The sequence below is a fragment of the Coralliovum pocilloporae genome, from assembly GCF_030845175.1.
GTDB classification, from domain to species: domain Bacteria; phylum Pseudomonadota; class Alphaproteobacteria; order Rhizobiales; family Cohaesibacteraceae; genus Coralliovum; species Coralliovum pocilloporae.
On record NZ_CP132542.1, the window covers coordinates 1,600,613 to 1,617,134 of the forward strand.

At 56.7% G+C, this 16,522-nt stretch carries 16 protein-coding genes; 8 read left to right on the forward strand and 8 right to left on the reverse strand.

The genetic code is table 11. The features are described from left to right. Positions 1-44 precede the first annotated feature (44 nt). From gshB to rsmI, 3 genes are all read right to left on the reverse strand, one after another. Positions 45-992 (reverse strand): glutathione synthase, encoded by a 948-nt coding sequence (gshB, locus tag RA157_RS07460; RefSeq protein ID WP_350335841.1) that lies wholly within the window; start codon positions 990-992, stop codon positions 45-47. Between the two features lie 63 nt (positions 993-1,055). Then, complete coding sequence (locus RA157_RS07465) at positions 1,056-1,439, reverse strand: YraN family protein (RefSeq protein ID WP_350335842.1); 384 nt, start codon at positions 1,437-1,439, stop codon at positions 1,056-1,058. Then, positions 1,429-2,337: a 16S rRNA (cytidine(1402)-2'-O)-methyltransferase gene (gene rsmI, locus RA157_RS07470; protein ID WP_350335843.1), complete on the reverse strand. Its 909-nt coding sequence runs from the start codon at positions 2,335-2,337 to the stop codon at positions 1,429-1,431. Before rsmI ends, RA157_RS07465 begins: the two co-directional genes overlap by 11 nt. A 121-nt stretch (positions 2,338-2,458) precedes the next feature. On the opposite strand from rsmI, the gene RA157_RS07475 reads away from it, so the two are divergent. Continuing rightward, positions 2,459-3,784 (forward strand): penicillin-binding protein activator, encoded by a 1,326-nt coding sequence (locus RA157_RS07475; protein WP_350335844.1) that lies wholly within the window; start codon positions 2,459-2,461, stop codon positions 3,782-3,784. A 48-nt stretch (positions 3,785-3,832) separates the two neighbouring features. On the opposite strand, the gene hemW is transcribed toward RA157_RS07475, so the two are convergent. Genes hemW through rph form a run of 3 tightly spaced genes read right to left on the reverse strand, consistent with a single transcriptional unit; the run spans position 3,833 to position 6,352 of the window. Beyond that, a complete protein-coding gene (gene hemW / locus RA157_RS07480) occupies positions 3,833-4,990 on the reverse strand; it encodes a radical SAM family heme chaperone HemW (RefSeq protein WP_350335845.1) in 1,158 nt (385 codons plus the stop codon). Then, positions 4,983-5,627: an RdgB/HAM1 family non-canonical purine NTP pyrophosphatase gene (gene rdgB, locus RA157_RS07485; protein WP_350335846.1), complete on the reverse strand. Its 645-nt coding sequence runs from the start codon at positions 5,625-5,627 to the stop codon at positions 4,983-4,985. The genes hemW and rdgB overlap by 8 nt, the downstream gene beginning before the upstream one ends. Before the next feature lie 2 nt (positions 5,628-5,629). Continuing rightward, positions 5,630-6,352, reverse strand: coding sequence for a ribonuclease PH (rph, locus tag RA157_RS07490; RefSeq protein ID WP_350335847.1), 723 nt, complete (start codon positions 6,350-6,352; stop codon positions 5,630-5,632). 246 nt (positions 6,353-6,598) lie between these two features. On the opposite strand from rph, the gene hrcA reads away from it, so the two are divergent. Continuing rightward, positions 6,599-7,663 carry a heat-inducible transcriptional repressor HrcA gene (gene hrcA / locus RA157_RS07495; protein WP_350335848.1) on the forward strand — a complete coding sequence of 355 codons (1,065 nt, stop codon included), beginning with the start codon at positions 6,599-6,601 and terminating at the stop codon, positions 7,661-7,663. Between the two features lie 135 nt (positions 7,664-7,798). Next, positions 7,799-8,449: a nucleotide exchange factor GrpE gene (gene grpE / locus RA157_RS07500; protein WP_350336168.1), complete on the forward strand. Its 651-nt coding sequence runs from the start codon at positions 7,799-7,801 to the stop codon at positions 8,447-8,449. A 192-nt stretch (positions 8,450-8,641) separates the two neighbouring features. On the opposite strand, the gene RA157_RS07505 is transcribed toward grpE, so the two are convergent. Both RA157_RS07505 and RA157_RS07510 read right to left on the reverse strand, forming a co-directional pair. Further along, positions 8,642-9,352 (reverse strand): outer membrane protein, encoded by a 711-nt coding sequence (locus RA157_RS07505; RefSeq protein ID WP_350335849.1) that lies wholly within the window; start codon positions 9,350-9,352, stop codon positions 8,642-8,644. A gap of 226 nt (positions 9,353-9,578) precedes the next feature. Further along, positions 9,579-10,220 (reverse strand): alpha-ketoglutarate-dependent dioxygenase AlkB, encoded by a 642-nt coding sequence (locus RA157_RS07510; protein ID WP_350335850.1) that lies wholly within the window; start codon positions 10,218-10,220, stop codon positions 9,579-9,581. Between the two features lie 204 nt (positions 10,221-10,424). Here RA157_RS07510 and dnaN point away from each other — a divergent pair, with 204 nt between their 5' ends. From dnaN to gyrB, 5 genes are all read left to right on the forward strand, one after another. Then, positions 10,425-11,543, forward strand: coding sequence for a DNA polymerase III subunit beta (gene dnaN / locus RA157_RS07515; RefSeq protein ID WP_350335851.1), 1,119 nt, complete (start codon positions 10,425-10,427; stop codon positions 11,541-11,543). A gap of 23 nt (positions 11,544-11,566) precedes the next feature. After that, positions 11,567-12,694, forward strand: coding sequence for a DNA replication/repair protein RecF (gene recF, locus RA157_RS07520; protein WP_350335852.1), 1,128 nt, complete (start codon positions 11,567-11,569; stop codon positions 12,692-12,694). 18 nt (positions 12,695-12,712) lie between these two features. Further along, on the forward strand, positions 12,713-13,336 hold the full coding sequence (locus RA157_RS07525) for a LysE family translocator (RefSeq protein ID WP_350335853.1): 624 nt from the start codon (positions 12,713-12,715) through the stop codon (positions 13,334-13,336). A gap of 177 nt (positions 13,337-13,513) precedes the next feature. Further along, positions 13,514-13,753 carry an HP1242/YdcH family protein gene (locus RA157_RS07530; protein WP_350335854.1) on the forward strand — a complete coding sequence of 80 codons (240 nt, stop codon included), beginning with the start codon at positions 13,514-13,516 and terminating at the stop codon, positions 13,751-13,753. Positions 13,754-13,967: 214 nt separating this feature from the next. Next, on the forward strand, positions 13,968-16,409 hold the full coding sequence (gene gyrB, locus RA157_RS07535) for a DNA topoisomerase (ATP-hydrolyzing) subunit B (protein WP_350335855.1): 2,442 nt from the start codon (positions 13,968-13,970) through the stop codon (positions 16,407-16,409). The last annotated feature ends 113 nt before the right edge of the window (positions 16,410-16,522 follow it).

The following is a 16,522-nucleotide window of genomic DNA, read 5'->3' on the forward strand; positions in this document are numbered from 1 at the left end:
AATCAAGAACATAAAGAGAACGAATTTGCGTGAAGTGCCTGAACTCAGAGAGCGGCGCGCTTCTCCGCAACAACATCCCAGATCATACCGGCAATGTCAGGCCCGCCCAGTTTCTGCACAGCCCGGATGCCTGTGGGGGATGTCACGTTGATTTCGGTCAGATATCCACCAATCACATCGATGCCGACGAAAATCAGGCCTCTTTCCTTGAGGGCCGGACCAATCCGGGCACAGATTTCACGCTCCCGGTCTGTGAGTTCCGTTTCCGTTGCAGCACCGCCCTGAACCATATTGGATCGCAGATCATCTGCAGCCGGAATCCGGTTCACGGCCCCGGCAAAAACGCCGTCTACAAGAATGATGCGTTTGTCACCGGCGCTCACCTCGGGGCGGAACTGCTGAATGACCCATGGCTCCCTGAAGGTTTCGGAAAACAGCCCATGAAGGGAGCCGAAATTCTGGTCATCCTTGCGCAGCCGGAACACGGCTGCACCGCCATTGCCGTAAAGCGGCTTGACGACGATATCGCCATATTCATCCCGGAATGCCCGGATTTCAGCCTCATCCCGCGTCACCAGTGTCGGTGGCATCAGGTCCGGGAATTCCATCACAAACACCTTTTCAGGCGCGTTGCGCACTTCTGCCGGATCATTCACCACAAGGGTCTGCGGGTGAATGCGTTCAAGCAGATGGGTGGTGGTGATATAGGCCATATCAAAGGGTGGGTCCTGACGCAGCAGCACCACATCGAAGTCTGTCAGGTCGCGGCGCTCAGCTTCACCGAGAGAAAAATGAGCCCCTTCAACATCCTGCACCCGCAAAGGCTCGACGGCTGCGCTGACCGTATTGCCACGCATGGCCAGTCTGTCGGGCGTATAGTGATAGAGTTCCATGCCTCTGGCCTGAGCCTCAAGAAGCAGGGCGAATGTGGAATCGCCTCCGATTTTCACGGTTTCGATATGGTCCATCTGGGCGGCGACTTTAAGCGGCATGACATTGATCCGTTCAAGCTGAAACTGCCGGGAATGTGTGGTGAAGCGGTTCGAGAATCAAGCTCAAAACCCGCTTTCGTCATAGGCGGCCATCAGATGGGTCGGAAATTGCCCCGGCGTGATGGCCACAATATCGAAGCGGATGTCCAGATCAGGCATGGTCTGATGGCGGGAAAGCCAGTAATGGCTGGCCTGAATGATCCGCTTTCGGTTTTGGGGATGAACGGCAAGAACGGCTTCATCCACACTGTTGCGTGCCTTGACTTCTACCATGGCAATGACACGGCCGCGCCGGGCGATCAGATCCACTTCTCCCATCGGAGTTTTATAGCGGCGGGCGAGGATCCGGTAGCCTTTCAGCATCAGATAGAGCGCGGCAATCCATTCCGCACGGCGACCGCGCCGTTCAGCGGCTTTCCTGTCAGTCCGGCTGGGTTTATGGCGCATCTGATGCCGCTTTGGACAGCTCCAGGGCGCGCTGGTAGACCATGCGTTTTTGCAGCCCGGTCAGAGCGACGGCTTCAGTAACGGCATCCTTCAGGCGATGTTCCGACAGCAGATCCGTGAGGAGGGCATCAAGATCCTGAGCGCCTGTCTCCTTTGGTGTGTCCGGAGCGACCATCACCACGATCTCTCCTTTGGGCGGACTGTCTTTGACAGAGGTCGCGAGGTTTTCGAGCGTGTCGTGACGAAATTCCTCAAATCGCTTGGTCAGCTCGCGCGCTAATGTGGCTGTTCGCTGCGGGCCGAGGCAGGCGCACATGTCATCAAGACTGGCCACAATACGGCTTGGAGCTTCGTAGAACACCAGCGTTGCCTGAATGGCAGCGAGGTCCGACAGCTGTTTGCGACGGGCTGCAGACTTGTTCGGCAGAAAGCCGCTGAAAAGAAACCGGTCCGTTGGCAGTCCGGCCGCACAAAGGGCTGTGGTCAGGGCGGATGGTCCGGGAATGGGTACCACCACATGTCCTGCATCGAGGCAGGTTGTGACCAGACGATAGCCTGGGTCAGAAATCAACGGCGTTCCCGCGTCGCTGATAAGAGCCACGCATTTGCCATCTGCAAGAGCTGTGGTGATCACGGGTGTCTGCCGTTCTGCATTGTGCTCGTGATAGGCAATCAGCCTGGCTGAAATGCCGAAATGGTTCAAAAGCGTGCGGCTGACCCGGGTATCCTCACAGGCAATCAGGTCGGCTGCCGCCAATGTTTCCAGAGCTCTGACGGTGATGTCCCGGAGATTGCCGATCGGGGTCGCAACAATATAGAGGCCGGGCTCAAGACGGGGCGCATCATGCCGATACCGTCCAATACTGAACCCGCTGTTACCGTGTTCCGATTCGCTCATTCTGTGGACGATCCCCCTGATTGGCAGGCAGAGTTGAGTGGTTTTACCGTGTCAAAGCCGCAACAGACGGCTGATTTAGGTACAATCCGCATGAAAAATGCCCGTTGGGCAAGAGCTTTCTTTGACACCTCTCCTCTCCACCGTCACAATTGCGGCACATGATGCGGAAAAACCTGATGAGGAGGCCATCGTGTCGGTTGACACCTTTGCCAATAAGAAACGCGGAATAGCCGGCCTGTTTTCGCGCCGGACCGCTGCTGCTGTGACCATCGCAGCCGCTGGCCTTCTGGCTGCCTGCCAGCAATCAATCAATTTCGGTGGCACGCCACCTCCAGGCGGTGTTCAGACACCCACCCTGCAGACCAATGCTCCGCCACAGGGAGAACTGCTGGGTGCAGGATCTGTTCGTGTTGCATTGCTGGCGCCTCTCTCGGCCAATGGCAATACCGGTCGTCTGGCCCAGACCTTGCGGAATGCGGCGGAACTGGCTCTGAATGATTTTCAGGGCGCTGATATTCATGTGGTCGTCAAGGATACGGGCGGCAGACCGGATCAGGCCCGGATAGCGGCAGAGCAGGCCGTTGCTGAAGGGGCTGAACTGATTATCGGCCCGTTGATTTCTGCCAATGTGAAAGCCGTCGGCACTGTTGCCCGTCCGGCCAATGTGCCGGTTATTGCCTTTTCCACCGATGTGGGAGCGGCTGCGCGTGGCATCCATCTTCTGAGTTTCCTGCCACAGAATGATGTGCAGGCGATTGTCGGCTATGCCTCCTCGCAGGGACGTCGTTCCTATGCGGCGCTTATTCCGCAGACCAGCTACGGCACTGTTGTGGAAGCGGCCTTCCGACAGGAAGTGGCCCGACGCGGCGGGCGTATCGTCTCGATTGAACGCTATGCGGTGAATTCGTCCAGCAGCGATTTCTCTCACCTTCAGGAACCGGCCAACCGGATTGCACAGGTCGCGCCGCAGGTTGATGCGATCTTCCTGCCGGATGCCGGTGATATCGCACCATTCATGGCGCAGATCCTGTCAGCGGCCAAAGTGGATTTCCGCAAGGTGAAACTGCTTGGCACAGGACAATGGAACGACAAGCGGATTTTCAATGAATCCACGTTCCGCAAAGCCTGGTTCCCGGGCCCTGGAACGACCGGTTTCAAACGGTTCTCCGACCGTTATCAGGCTGCCTATAACAGCACGCCACCTCGTGTGGCATCCCTTGGATATGATGCGGTCATTCTGGCAGCCGGACTTGTTCGCGCGGCCGGGCCGGAGCGATTCTCCAATCGGGTGCTCACCAATGCTGATGGTTTCCTCGGCATTGACGGTGTCTTCCGCTTCCTGCAGGACGGGACCAACCAGCGTGGGCTCGCCATCTACGAAGTGACCAACGGTGGATCACGCGAGATCAACCCTGCACCGCGTAGCTTCCGAAATACGGGATTCTGATAAAGGACCGGTTGAAACAGAGTGCCGGAGCCTAAGGCTCCGGCTTTTTTATGCGGCAAGTTCTGCTGCAATGGCGTCCATAACAGGAAAACCGTCAGCTGTGAGGGAAAGGCGACGGTTGTCATCAACTGTAACCAGCCCGGTTTCCAGCAGGGTTTCCAGGCGGCTTTGATCGATCAGGCGTCCCCGTAACTGCTCATAGGGCGGAAGCGACAGACCTTCCTTCAGGCGCAGGCCCATAATCAGCATCTCATCAGCTTCTTCTTCAGGAACCAGCGGGCGGTCTTCAATGAAGCCATGTCCCTGTTCCATGACCAGCTTGAACCAGCTTTCCGGATGCCGTTCGGCAATTGTGGCATATCGGGCATTGGCACCGACCAGCCGCCCATGGGCACCGGCACCGATCCCTGCATATTCTCCATAGCGCCAGTAAAGCAGGTTATGCCGGGCTTCTGCGCCGGGACGGGCATGATTGGAAATTTCATAGGCCGGAAGGCCATGCGCGCGGGTCAATGCCTGGGTCAGGTCATAAAAATCAGCGGCAAGGTCATTATCCGGGACAACCAGTCGCCCGCGCTTGTGCAGGGCGGCAAATGGCGTCTCGGGCTCAATGGTCAGCTGATAGAGTGATAGATGATCCGCAGCATAGGCAAAGGCCTGCTCAAGCTCCTGTTCCCAGTCAGAAAGGCTCTGGTTCGGGCGGGCATAGATCAGGTCGAAGGACAGGCGTGGAAACACATCCCGGGCAAGGGTAATGGCCTCCTGGGCCTCCCTCGCGGAATGAAGACGACCGAGGGTTTTCAGGTCGTCATCGTGGAAAGACTGGACTCCCAGAGACACCCGGTTGACCCCGGCTGACCGATAGCCGCGAAAATTCCGCGCATCAGCGCTGGCCGGGTTGGCTTCCAGCGTGATTTCGATATCCGGCTGATGACCCCAGAGTTTTGCGGTCTCTGAAAGAAGAACATCAACTGTTGCGGGGTCCATCAGGGATGGCGTTCCGCCACCAAAGAAAATGGAGGAAAGCGTACGTCCGGGTGTCCGTGTAGCAACAAAGCGCAGCTCCGTCAGGTAAGCCTTGAGAAACTCGGCCTGATTGACCGGCTTGTGCCGCACATGGCTGTTGAAATCGCAATAAGGGCATTTGGCCGCGCAGAATGGCCAATGAATATAGAGGCCGAAGGGGGCGGGGTCTGCCTCAGCCATTATCGCCGAGACAGGTTTCCGAAAACAGCGCAAAGGCCCGGGCCCGATGGGACAGACCACACGCATCGCCGCGGGGGCCGTGCTTCTCGTCAGCGGTCATCTCGCCAAAGGTCTTGTCTTCACCCTCCGGCAGAAAGACAGGATCATAGCCAAAGCCTTTCTCGCCGCGCGGGGGCCAGACGATCTGTCCCTCAACTTCACCCCGGAACAGGTCATGATGACCGTCCGGCCAGGCCAGGCAGAGAACCGCGACAAACCGGGCGGTCCGGCCTTCCGGTGTCAGGGCACCTTTGGCCTGCAGTTTTTCCTCAACGGTCCGCATGGCCATGGGAAAATCCTTTTCAGGCCCCGCCCAGCGGGCTGAATAAATGCCAGGATCGCCATCAAGAGCATCAATCGCGAGGCCAGAATCGTCAGCAAGAGCAGGCAGGCCGGTCGCTTTGGCTGCGGCCTCTGCCTTGAGAATGGCATTGGCCTCAAATGTGTCGCCGGTTTCCTCCGGTTCTTCCAGATCAAGATCTCCGGCGCTTTTGACCGGGATGCTGAACGGGGCCAGGAGTTCCCTGATTTCCCGGACCTTGCCCTGGTTATGGCTGGCAACCACAAGGGTGCCTTCGGTCAGGCGACGAACATCCATCTTTACGCTCCGATGGTCTGTTTCTGAAGGTCAACCAGTTCGCCAATGCCTTTCTTGGCCAGCCCGAGAAGGCTGTTGAACTGCTCTTCAGAGAATGGCGCGCCTTCGGCTGTTCCCTGAATTTCGACAATGCCGCCACTGCCGGTCATTACGAAATTGGCGTCTGTCTCTGCTTCTGAATCTTCCGGATAATCCAGATCAAGCACTGCATTGCCGCGATAGATTCCACAGGAAATAGCGGCGACCTGGTCTTTCAGAACAGCATCCACGGAGCTGATCATGTCACGTTTTGCCATCCAGCTCAGGCACTGGTGCAGGGCCACCCAGGCGCCGGTGATTGATGCTGTTCGGGTACCGCCATCCGCCTGCAGCACGTCGCAGTCGATGGTAATCTGTCGTTCGCCAAGAGCCTGAAGGTTGACCACTGCCCGGAGGGAACGCCCGATCAGGCGCTGGATTTCCTGCGTCCGTCCCGATTGCTTCCCGGCTGTTGCCTCGCGACGCATGCGGTCTGATGTGGATCGCGGCAGCATGCCATATTCGGCTGTGACCCAGCCTTTGCCGCCACCACGCAGCCAGGGCGGAACCCGCTCTTCAAGGCTGGCCGTGCAAAGAACGTGGGTCTGTCCGCATCGGATCAGGCAGGAACCTTCCGCGTGGCGGGAAAAGCTCTGTTCCATCTTCACGGAACGCATTTCATCGACTTCGCGCAATGACGGACGCATGGGCAGGGTCTCCGGTTTGTCTGTTTCTGCGCTTGTAGTGCGGCGAGACAGACGGGTAAAGCAAAACAATCGCGAATCACGCAAGAATTGCTCAAGCTTCCGGGCTAAATCGTGACCGCTTCGCAGAAACAGCATCCGGAAAGGGCGAAATTTATGCGTCCGGGCCCGGGAAGGGATGACGGGACGGGTTGAAGAGACTACGCTGATTGTGAAACGTGGGCCTGATCCCCGGTGTGGAGAGTATTGATGAGTCACAGAAGCGAAGATCTGAAGTCACTGGATACGCGGTCCAGAGAGATCTTTCGTGAGATTGTCGAGCTGTTTCTTGAAACCGGCGAACCGGTGGGTTCCCGAAATGTAAGCCGAAAACTTCAGACCCCGTTATCTGCGGCCTCCGTGCGCAATGTGATGACAGATCTGGAGCAGCTCGGCCTTGTCTATGCGCCACATATCAGCGCAGGGCGTCTGCCGACGGAAATCGGCCTGAGATTCTTTGTCGATTCGCTTCTGGAAGTGGGAGACCTGACCCGGGAAGAGCGCCAGCAGATCGAGGCGCAGGTTCAGATAGCCGGGAAAGGCCAGACCGTGGAAGCCATGCTGACAGATGCCATTCAGGCGCTGTCCGGCCTGTCGCACGGAGCAGGAATTGTTCTGACAGGCAAGGCGGACACACGTCTGAAGCATATCGAGTTTGTCCGGCTTGAGCCCACACGTGCGCTTGTTGTGCTGGTCAGTGAGGACGGATCGGTTGAAAACCGTCTGGTCGAGCTGCCTGCCGGATTGCCCAGCTCCGCTCTGGTCGAAGCCTCCAATTATCTTAATGCGCATATTCGCGGCAGAACGCTTGCGGAAGCTCAGAAGGAGATCGTGTCTTCCATCCAGAAACAGCGGGCCGAGCTCGACCTTCTGACCCAGGACATTATCGAACGCGGACTGGCCACCTGGGGCACGAGCGAGGCAGACCAGCCCCAGCGTCTGATTGTGCGGGGGCGTGCCAATCTGCTGGGCGATCTGAAAGAAGTGGAAGAGCTTGAACGGATCAGGCTGCTTTTTGATGATCTCGAATCCAAACAGGAGCTGGTTCAACTTCTTGGTCTGGCAGAGGCCGGTGAAGGGGTCCGGATCTTTATCGGTTCCGAGAACAAGCTGTTTTCCCTGTCAGGCTCATCTCTGATTGTCGCCCCCTATCGCAATGCCCAGCAGCAGGTGATTGGTGCTCTGGGCGTCATCGGGCCGACACGCCTCAACTATGCGCGGGTGATACCGATGGTGGATTACACGGCCAGGGTGATAAGCCGCCTTATGGGGTGATTTTCGGGGCGGGGTAGTGCTGGCTGGATCTGTTGTCGATCAGGCCTTGATTTTTCCCTTGGAAAAGCTGATATCCGGGGTCAAGAGATTTAGGTGTCTGAGCCCTGGATCGACCGTGCCCTCAAAGAGGATGAAATGACGGATACCAAGACAAACGAGACTGCGGCTGAGACTGCTCTGCCGGAAAACCAGCCAGCAGACCATGCAGCGCAGGATGATGCGGCACCGGCTGAAGACAGTATTGACCCGGTACAGCAGCGCATTGAAGCGCTGGAGCAGGAAGCTGCAAACGCCAAGGACCAGCTTTTGCGCACTCTGGCCGAAATGGAAAACCTGCGCCGCCGTACGGAGAAGGAAATCCGTGACGCCAAGCAATATTCCGCTGCAAGCTTTGCCCGCGACATGCTGACGGTCGGGGACAACCTGACCCGTGCGCTGGATGCTGTGCCTGAGGAATCCCGCAACAGCGATGATGCCGGTCTGAAGGCCCTGATTGAGGGTGTTGAGATGACCGGACGGGAGATGAACAATCTCCTTGAAAAACATGGTGTGAAAAAGCTGGATCCGGAAGGTCAGAAATTTGACCCGAATTTCCATCAGGCGATGTTTGAGATTCCCAATACGGATGTGCCGAACAATACGGTTCTACAGGTGATGCAGGCTGGTTATGTGATCGGTGATCGTGTTCTGCGCCCGGCCATGGTGGGTGTGTCCAAGGGCGGACCAAAGGAACGCAAGCCGGAAGGCAATGCAGAGCCGGGATCGCGGGTTGATACCAGCGCCTGATGGTTTAAAGGGTGCTTCTGAAAAGTTGATAGACTTTCCAGATAAAAGCTCGCGCAGAAACAAACTCTTAAAGCACCGCTACCATCAAGTTAAAGGTCTGGTGCTTTAGACGCTGTTCCCGATATTCAAGCCGAATCAAAAAAGCCGCCGATACACTATCGGCGGCTTTCTTATGACGTGATCTCTGTCTGATCAGAACCGGTAACGAACACCGATTGATGCAGAGATTGACTCGTATTCGGATTCCTGTGTGGTGGTCAGTGCACCACCAAGCCCGCCTGCGCCAGCGGGGCCAGGGCCGCCGAACCGGTCCAGATCCGGGTCTTCCGTGCCGAGATAGCGACCTTCAACGAAGATATCGAACTGATCTGTAGCCTTGTAGGTCACGCCAGCAATGAACTGGTAGGCGAAAACCGTGTCTTCATCGTTGATGTTGGCACCGCCACCATAAACGACATTCTTGTCGATATGGGTAAAGCCGATACCGGCGCCCAGATAAGGATGAAAGCGATCGCTGAACTGTGTGAAGTCATAATAGGCGTTCACAAAACCGGACAGGCTTTCGTTATCGTCGCTGACAACGTTCTGCGGTGCGGTGTTGAACACCAGGCTGTCTGTATCGTTGGTGCGGTAAGACAGTTCACCTTCCAGTCGCACGGCGCCACGTTCTGCCAGATCCCAGCTGTAACCGACGAAGCCGCTGATAACGGCGCCTGTGTCGAAGTCTTCTTCTACACGGCGAAGGCCGCCTGCAACTGTGTTGCTGACGCTGTCGGCGTCTTCGAGAAAGTTCAGGCCAACTGAACCGCCGACGTAAAAATTGTTGCCCTCAGCCTGTGCTGCCCCAGCCAGGAGAGCTGTCGCTGCTCCGGCCATGAGAACGCTCAATACGTTCCGTCTCATTTATTAATTCCTTCCGGGTCGAGAATAAACGAGCTTGCCCTATGGAGGGCAATACCACCTCTGTAACAATCCAAGAATTAATTTATTCAGAAGGTGAAGAAAAATAAGATAACGTTGCCGTGAAGACACGTTATTTGCTGAATAATTAGGCAGATTGAGCGAATATTACAGGAATATACCTAATATTCAGAATATATATACAAATATCTGAATATTTATTGCTTAATTAGAACTCTGACTTATTAACTCGCCTCAGGGTAAGGTTGATCCGTCCGTCTTCCGGAATATCCGGGTGCACGTTCTTCAGAAGAGTGGATGTTCCCGGGTAAATTCGGGTAACGCCATGATAGGCGAGGCGACTGTCACCATCCAGGATCAGGATGTCACCGGATTGCAGAGTGATTCGATTCGTTTTGCCGCCGCGTGTGGTTCCTCCGATGCGAAACAGGGCTGTGGCTCCCAGAGAGATGGACAATACAGGAGCGTCCAGATTCACTTCATCGCGATCCTGATGCAGGCCGAGCTTTGCCTGTGCATCATAGACATTGATCAGGCAGGCTTCGGGTTCTGCAGCATTTGGCAGAAGGTCCCTCCATAGAGTGCGGAGCTGTTGGGGCATGTCCGGCCAGAAGAGCCCGGTATCAGGATGCGTCGACTGATACCGATAACCGGCTTTGTCCGAAACCCAGCCAAGAGAGCCGCAATTGCTCATCCGCACGGAAAACGGCTTGCCGCTGCGTGGCATGGACGGACGGAACAGCGGAGCCTGTGAAAGGCATGACAGGATGGCATCACGCAGCATGGTCTGTGCGTTGCGTGACAAGGCACCGGGCAGGTAACGGGCATTGCGAATGAGGAGCTCAGCCATGATTGTTTCTCACCTGGCAGGCTCCGGGCCCGAATGTCGATATCTGCTCAGGCAGCATGTCCGTATTCCTGTCTTTTCCCCAATGTCATTTCCATGGCAATGCCTCTTGCTCTTTTTGCCGAAAAAGGCCAGAGTTGCCGACCCGTTTACGGGGCGCTATAGAACCATCACACGTATTTAAGTTTAGACGAGACGGACAGATCCATGAAGATCACATTGGAGCGGACAAACCTGCTGAGATCGCTCAACCACGTGCATCGGGTTGTCGAACGCAGAAACACGATTCCCATTCTGTCCAATGTTCTTTTGCGTACGGATGGCGGTGAACTCAGCCTGAAGGCGACGGATCTTGATCTGGAAGTTGTCGAGCGCGTCCCCGCCATTGTCGAGGCCGCTGGCGCGACCACGGTTCCCGCGCACATGCTGTATGATATTGTCCGCAAACTGCCTGAAGGCTCGGAAGTGTCCCTGGCCACCAGTGCGGATGGTGCCACGGTCGAGCTGACCTCCGGTCGCTCCCGCTTCCGGCTGCAGATGCTGCCGGAATCTGATTTCCCTGATTTGACGGCCGGTGATTTCAGCCATCGGTTCTCCCTGAAGGCGTCCGAACTAAAAGGCCTCGTTGATCGCACTCAGTTTGCAATCTCCACTGAGGAGACCCGCTATTACCTGAACGGCATTTTCTTCCACACGGTAGAAACCGGTGGCGATCTGTCCCTGCGCGCCGTTGCAACGGACGGCCACCGCCTTGCACAGGCCGAGCGGGCCGCACCTTCTGGATCAGAAGGCATGCCGGGCATTATCGTGCCGCGCAAGACAGTTTCCGAAATCCAGAAACTGCTTGAAGATCCGGATGCGGATGTCTCCGTTGAGCTGTCCGAGACAAAGATTCGTGTTTCTGTCGGCACGGTGGTGCTGACGTCGAAACTGATCGACGGCACATTCCCAGATTATGGCCGGGTGATCCCGCAGGGCAACGACAAGGAAATGATTGTCGATTGCGAGCTGTTCGCTAAGGCCGTTGATCGCGTATCGACCATCTCAAGCGAGCGTGGTCGTGCTGTCAAACTGTCCATGACCGATGATCGCCTGACCCTGACGGTGACCAACCCGGATTCTGGTTCGGCCACAGATGAGCTGGCCGTGGAATATCAGGCGGAGGATCTGGAGATCGGCTTTAACGCCCGCTATCTGCTGGATGTAACCGATCAACTGCAGACCGGCACGGCAATCTTCAAGCTGTCTGATCCGGGATCCCCGACACTCATTCTGGACAATGGTGCAACAGACACGCTCTATGTGCTGATGCCGATGCGCGTATAGCCATCGCAGCTTCTGGTGCCGACATGACCGAAAAACGCTGGCTGTCGGCACTGCGCCTGTCTGATTTCCGAAATTATACGACCCTGTCTCTCGCATTTGCGCCAAAACATATCGTGTTCACTGGCGAGAACGGTGCGGGCAAGACCAATCTGCTGGAAGCCGTTTCATTCCTCAGTCCGGGTCGCGGTATGCGACGTGCGGCTTATGGAGAGGTCAGCCGTCAGGCCGGAGAGGCCGGGTGGGCTGTGGTTGCCGATATCGGTTCTGATGAGGGAGAGGCCCGCATCGGGACAGGACTGGCGACACGTGACGAAACCGCGCGGCAGATCCGCATAGACGGCGATATTCAGAAAACATCTGACAGTCTGCTTGAGCATGTTTCGGTCATGTGGCTGACACCGGCCATGGATGGCCTTTTCACCGGGCCTGGTGCTGACAGGCGCAAGTTTCTTGACCGCATGGTTCTGTCTCTTCACAGCGGTCACGGGCGACAGGTGTCAGGCTTTGAGAAATCCATGCGGAGCCGCAATCGTCTGCTTGAAGACGGGCGTAGTGATCCGGCATGGCTGGATGCCATAGAAATGCAAATGGCTGAGCATGCCTGTGCCATCGGTCAGGCCCGCCGTGAGCTGGTTGATCTGCTGGCATCCTCTGTCCGGTTCCTGGATGAGGGCGGTAGCGCCTTTCCGGCGGCAGACATTGCGCTGGAGGGGGAGTTTGAAAATGATCTTGCGACCCTGCCTGCCAGCGACGCCGAAGAAAATTACCGCCTCTCCCTGAGAAGCAGCCGTCCCCGTGACAGGGCAGCCGGGCGAACCCTGAGTGGTCCGCATCGGGCGGATCTGAAAGTCAGGCATCAGGACAAGGATATGCCAGCAGCCAAATGCTCAACAGGGGAGCAGAAAGCTCTGCTGCTTGGTCTGGTCCTGTCTCATGCGCATCTGGTTGGCCGGATGACCGGCAAGGCGCCCCTGATGTTGCTTGATGAGGTTGCTGCCCATCTGGATGAGCGGCGTCGGGACGCGCTGTTTGATCTGCTTGACAGGCTCGGCTGTCAGGCTCTAATGACCGGAACGGACAGGCAGGCCTTTACGGGTCTTGGAGACCGGGCCCAGTTTGTCCATGTATCAGGCGGAACCGCGGAGCTTTAGCGCTCTGGTGTGGGGTGGATGATGATTGATACAGGTTCTCTGATTGCCCTGGGATTTGCGCTGGCAATTGCCGTTGCCGTACCAGGACCGGGAATTGCAGCGGTGATCGCGCGTGCTCTCAAGTCAGGCCTCAAGACCACCTGTTTCATGATCCCAGGTATCATATTGGGTGATTTGGTCTATCTGACGCTTGCCGTCTTTGGCCTGGCCCTTATCGCGCAGACTTTTGCGACCCTGTTCCTGATATTGAAAATTGCCGGTGCGCTTTATCTGGCCTATCTCGCCTGGACCTTCTGGACCGCGCCCATTGCTGATTTCACAGTGAAGGATACCAGAGACAAGGATGAGAGCCCGTTTCGCGTTTTCCTGTCAGCCCTTCTGATCACATTGGGCAATCCCAAGCCGATTGCCTTCTACATGGCGCTTCTCCCGACCTTTGTGGACCTTCAGGCTGTGACACTGGTTGGATATTTCGAGCTGGTAGCACTGATGATCGTCACCATTGGCGGGATTGTCTTTGCCTATGCGGCGCTGGCTGACAGAATGCGGGCGATTTTCAGGCGGCCTGGCCCGCAGCGGATTATGCAGCGCAGTGCTGCGGCTGTCATGGCTGGCGCTGCGGTGTCAATCGCAACACGCTGAATTCTGTATCTGGATTCTGTGCCCGAATTCTGTGCCTGAATTCTGTGCCTGAATTCTGTGTCTGAGCCAGGTTTTCCTGCAAAGTCTTGATCCGGATCAAAGCGGTGCCATCGGGGCAGCGCGAAGCTGAGGTGAATAGAACTGAGGCTTCAACCTGCAACCGATCATGGAGGGCACATGTCCAACACGCCGCATGAACTGTCTGAGGAATTCCCCGAGCATGTGGAGAAAATCCACGCCCTGAAAACCGGTGATGCGCACTTTGCCCGTCTGTTTGACGAATATCATGAGATCAACCGGGCCATCCATCGGGCGGAGACAAATGTGGAGCCGACCGATGACCTCAATGAGGTGGCCATGCGCAAGCAGCGGATGGTGCTGAAAGACCAGATCTGGACTCTTCTACAGAAGGGGTGAATTTTCAAGGCGTTACGCCAGTTATGCTGTTCCGGAATAACGAAACGGGCGGTCTGTTGACTGCCCGTTCTCCATGTCTGCTGCCTGTTTTGCCCGCTTGTGTCTGACATCTGTCCACATGGCCGGAAAAAAGCCCGTTTTCCGGGAGTTGAACGGCCTGAGAAACCGCATATAACGGGGGTAATTCTGCACGGAATCTGGTAGACTGATTCGCATGAGCGATACGCAAGATAATTCAGCCGAAAACGGCAATGGCGCCGAGTATGGTGCCGACTCCATCAAGGTCCTGAAAGGGCTCGATGCTGTCCGTAAAAGACCGGGTATGTATATCGGTGATACCGATGACGGGTCCGGCCTTCATCACATGGTCTATGAAGTGGTAGACAACGCCATTGACGAGGCGCTTGCAGGCCATGCGGACAGGGTACTGGTGACGCTTAATTCCGATGGCTCCGTCACAGTCAATGACAATGGGCGCGGTATCCCGACCGACATCCACCCGGAAGAGGGTGTGTCTGCGGCTGAGGTGATCATGACCCAGCTCCATGCAGGCGGTAAATTCGACCAGAATTCTTACAAGGTTTCCGGTGGTCTTCATGGTGTGGGCGTGTCGGTGGTGAACGCCCTGTCCGTCTGGCTGAAGCTGAAGGTCTGGCGTGCCGGTAAAGTGCATGAAGTTGCCTTTACCCATGGCGTGGCCGATGGCCCGCTTCAGGTTATCGGAGATGCGGGCGATGACACCGGCACGGAAGTGACTTTCCTGCCGAGTACTGAAACCTTCTCGATGACCGAATTTGATTACGGCACACTTGAGCACCGCCTGCGCGAGCTGGCCTTCCTCAATTCCGGTGTCCGGATCATCCTGACCGACAAGCGCGGTGTTGAGCCTCGTGTCGAGGAAATGGTCTATGAAGGCGGTCTGGAAGCCTTTGTCGGCTATCTTGATCGCAGCAGGCATCCGCTGATCGAGATGCCGATTTCGCTCTCGGCAGAACGGGAAGGTATCACGGTCGAGGCCGCACTCTGGTGGAATGATTCCTACCACGAGAATGTGCTCTGTTTCACCAATAACATCCCCCAGCGTGATGGCGGTACCCATCTGGCCGGTTTCCGTGCTGCGCTTACGCGTCAGGTGACGGGTTATGCGGATTCCGCCGGGATCTCAAAGAAGGAAAAGGTCAATCTGGCCGGTGATGATTGCCGTGAGGGCCTGACCTGTGTCCTTTCCGTCAAGGTGCCCGATCCGAAATTCTCCTCCCAGACCAAGGATAAGCTGGTCTCGTCCGAGGTGCGCCCGGTGGTGGAAAATGCCATCAACCAGGCCTTGAAAGACTGGTTCGAGGAGCACCCAGCTGAGGCAAAGACGGTTGTCTCCAAGGTGGTGGAAGCGGCTGCTGCCCGTGAAGCGGCCCGCAAGGCGCGTGAGCTGACCCGTCGCAAGGGTGCGCTTGATGTGGCCTCCTTGCCCGGAAAGCTGGCTGACTGTCAGGAACGTGATCCGGCCAAGTCTGAACTGTTCCTGGTGGAGGGTGATTCCGCTGGTGGTTCTGCCAAACAGGGCCGAAATCGTGAAAACCAGGCTGTTCTGCCCCTGCGCGGCAAGATCCTCAACGTGGAGCGTGCCCGCTTTGACAAGATGCTGTCTTCAAATGAGATTGGCACCCTGATCACGGCGCTTGGCACGGGCATTGGCAAGGAAGAGTTTAACCCTGACAAGCTGCGCTATCACAAGATCATCATCATGACCGATGCTGATGTGGATGGTGCCCATATCCGGACCCTGCTGCTCACCTTCTTTTTCCGGCAGATGCCGGAGCTGATTGAGCGGGGCCACCTCTATATTGCGCAGCCGCCTCTCTACAAGGCGAAGCGCGGGCAGTCCGAACAATATCTGAAAGACCAGGCCGCGCTGGAGAACTATCTGGTTGGCAATGGTCTTGAAGACACCATGCTGACACTCGAGAATGGCGAAGCGCGGTCAGGAGCTGACCTTCGGGATGTTGTGGATCGCTGTCGCGCCATCCGGCTTGTTCTTGATGGCCTGCATTCCCGTTACAGTCGGGATGTTGTGGAGCAGGCGGCCATCGCCGGTGCTCTGTCGTCTGACATCATTGGTGATGATGCAAAGGCAGCGGAAGCTGCCAGCTATATTGCCCGTCGGCTGGATATTCTTGCGGAAGAAACCGAGCGCGGCTGGGAAGGCCGGGTGGATGAAAACGGCAATCTGCAGTTTGAGCGCACCGTCCGTGGGGTGAAGGAAGCAACGTCCATCGACATTGCCCTGCTTGAATCGGCTGACGCCCGCAAACTTGACGCCCATGCTGCTTTCCTGCAGGAGATTTTCGGCAAAGCGGCTGTGTTGCGCCGCAAGGAAACCGAGAAAGAGATCCGCGGCCCCCGTGCCTTGCTTGATACGGTGTTCTCTGCAGGCGGCAAAGGTATTGGCCTGCAGCGCTACAAGGGTCTGGGTGAGATGAACCCGGACCAGCTTTGGGAAACAACGCTGGATCCGGATGTACGTTCGCTTCTGCAGGTCAAGATCTGGCAGGCCGACGATGCGGATGACATTTTCACCAAGTTGATGGGTGACGAGGTCGAGCCGCGCCGCGACTTTATCCAGAGCAACGCCCTGAATGTGGCCAATCTGGATGTCTGATCAGGAGTGATGAGCGTTTACGCTTTGAATTCCACAGGCCCGATCCCGATAAGGTGGTTGAAATCTGGCAGCAACGGGAAATATCCCGTTGCCCTCGCCGGATGCATCCGCTA

What these genes read in the sequence shown, in the direction of transcription:
- recF (WP_350335852.1), top strand. Translation starts at nt 11,567, where the DNA reads ATGACCGAAAAACGCTGGCTGTCGGCACTGCGCCTGTCTGATTTCCGA.
- gyrB (WP_350335855.1), top strand. Translation starts at nt 13,968, where the DNA reads ATGAGCGATACGCAAGATAATTCAGCCGAAAACGGCAATGGCGCCGAG.
- dnaN (WP_350335851.1), top strand. Translation starts at nt 10,425, where the DNA reads ATGAAGATCACATTGGAGCGGACAAACCTGCTGAGATCGCTCAACCAC.
- RA157_RS07525 (WP_350335853.1), top strand. Translation starts at nt 12,713, where the DNA reads ATGATGATTGATACAGGTTCTCTGATTGCCCTGGGATTTGCGCTGGCA.
- rph (WP_350335847.1), bottom strand. Translation starts at nt 6,352, where the DNA reads ATGCGTCCGTCATTGCGCGAAGTCGATGAAATGCGTTCCGTGAAGATG.
- grpE (WP_350336168.1), top strand. Translation starts at nt 7,799, where the DNA reads ATGACGGATACCAAGACAAACGAGACTGCGGCTGAGACTGCTCTGCCG.
- hrcA (WP_350335848.1), top strand. Translation starts at nt 6,599, where the DNA reads ATGAGTCACAGAAGCGAAGATCTGAAGTCACTGGATACGCGGTCCAGA.
- hemW (WP_350335845.1), bottom strand. Translation starts at nt 4,990, where the DNA reads ATGGCTGAGGCAGACCCCGCCCCCTTCGGCCTCTATATTCATTGGCCA.
- rsmI (WP_350335843.1), bottom strand. Translation starts at nt 2,337, where the DNA reads ATGAGCGAATCGGAACACGGTAACAGCGGGTTCAGTATTGGACGGTAT.
- RA157_RS07530 (WP_350335854.1), top strand. Translation starts at nt 13,514, where the DNA reads ATGTCCAACACGCCGCATGAACTGTCTGAGGAATTCCCCGAGCATGTG.
- gshB (WP_350335841.1), bottom strand. Translation starts at nt 992, where the DNA reads ATGCCGCTTAAAGTCGCCGCCCAGATGGACCATATCGAAACCGTGAAA.
- rdgB (WP_350335846.1), bottom strand. Translation starts at nt 5,627, where the DNA reads ATGGATGTTCGTCGCCTGACCGAAGGCACCCTTGTGGTTGCCAGCCAT.
- RA157_RS07510 (WP_350335850.1), bottom strand. Translation starts at nt 10,220, where the DNA reads ATGGCTGAGCTCCTCATTCGCAATGCCCGTTACCTGCCCGGTGCCTTG.
- RA157_RS07465 (WP_350335842.1), bottom strand. Translation starts at nt 1,439, where the DNA reads ATGCGCCATAAACCCAGCCGGACTGACAGGAAAGCCGCTGAACGGCGC.
- RA157_RS07505 (WP_350335849.1), bottom strand. Translation starts at nt 9,352, where the DNA reads ATGAGACGGAACGTATTGAGCGTTCTCATGGCCGGAGCAGCGACAGCT.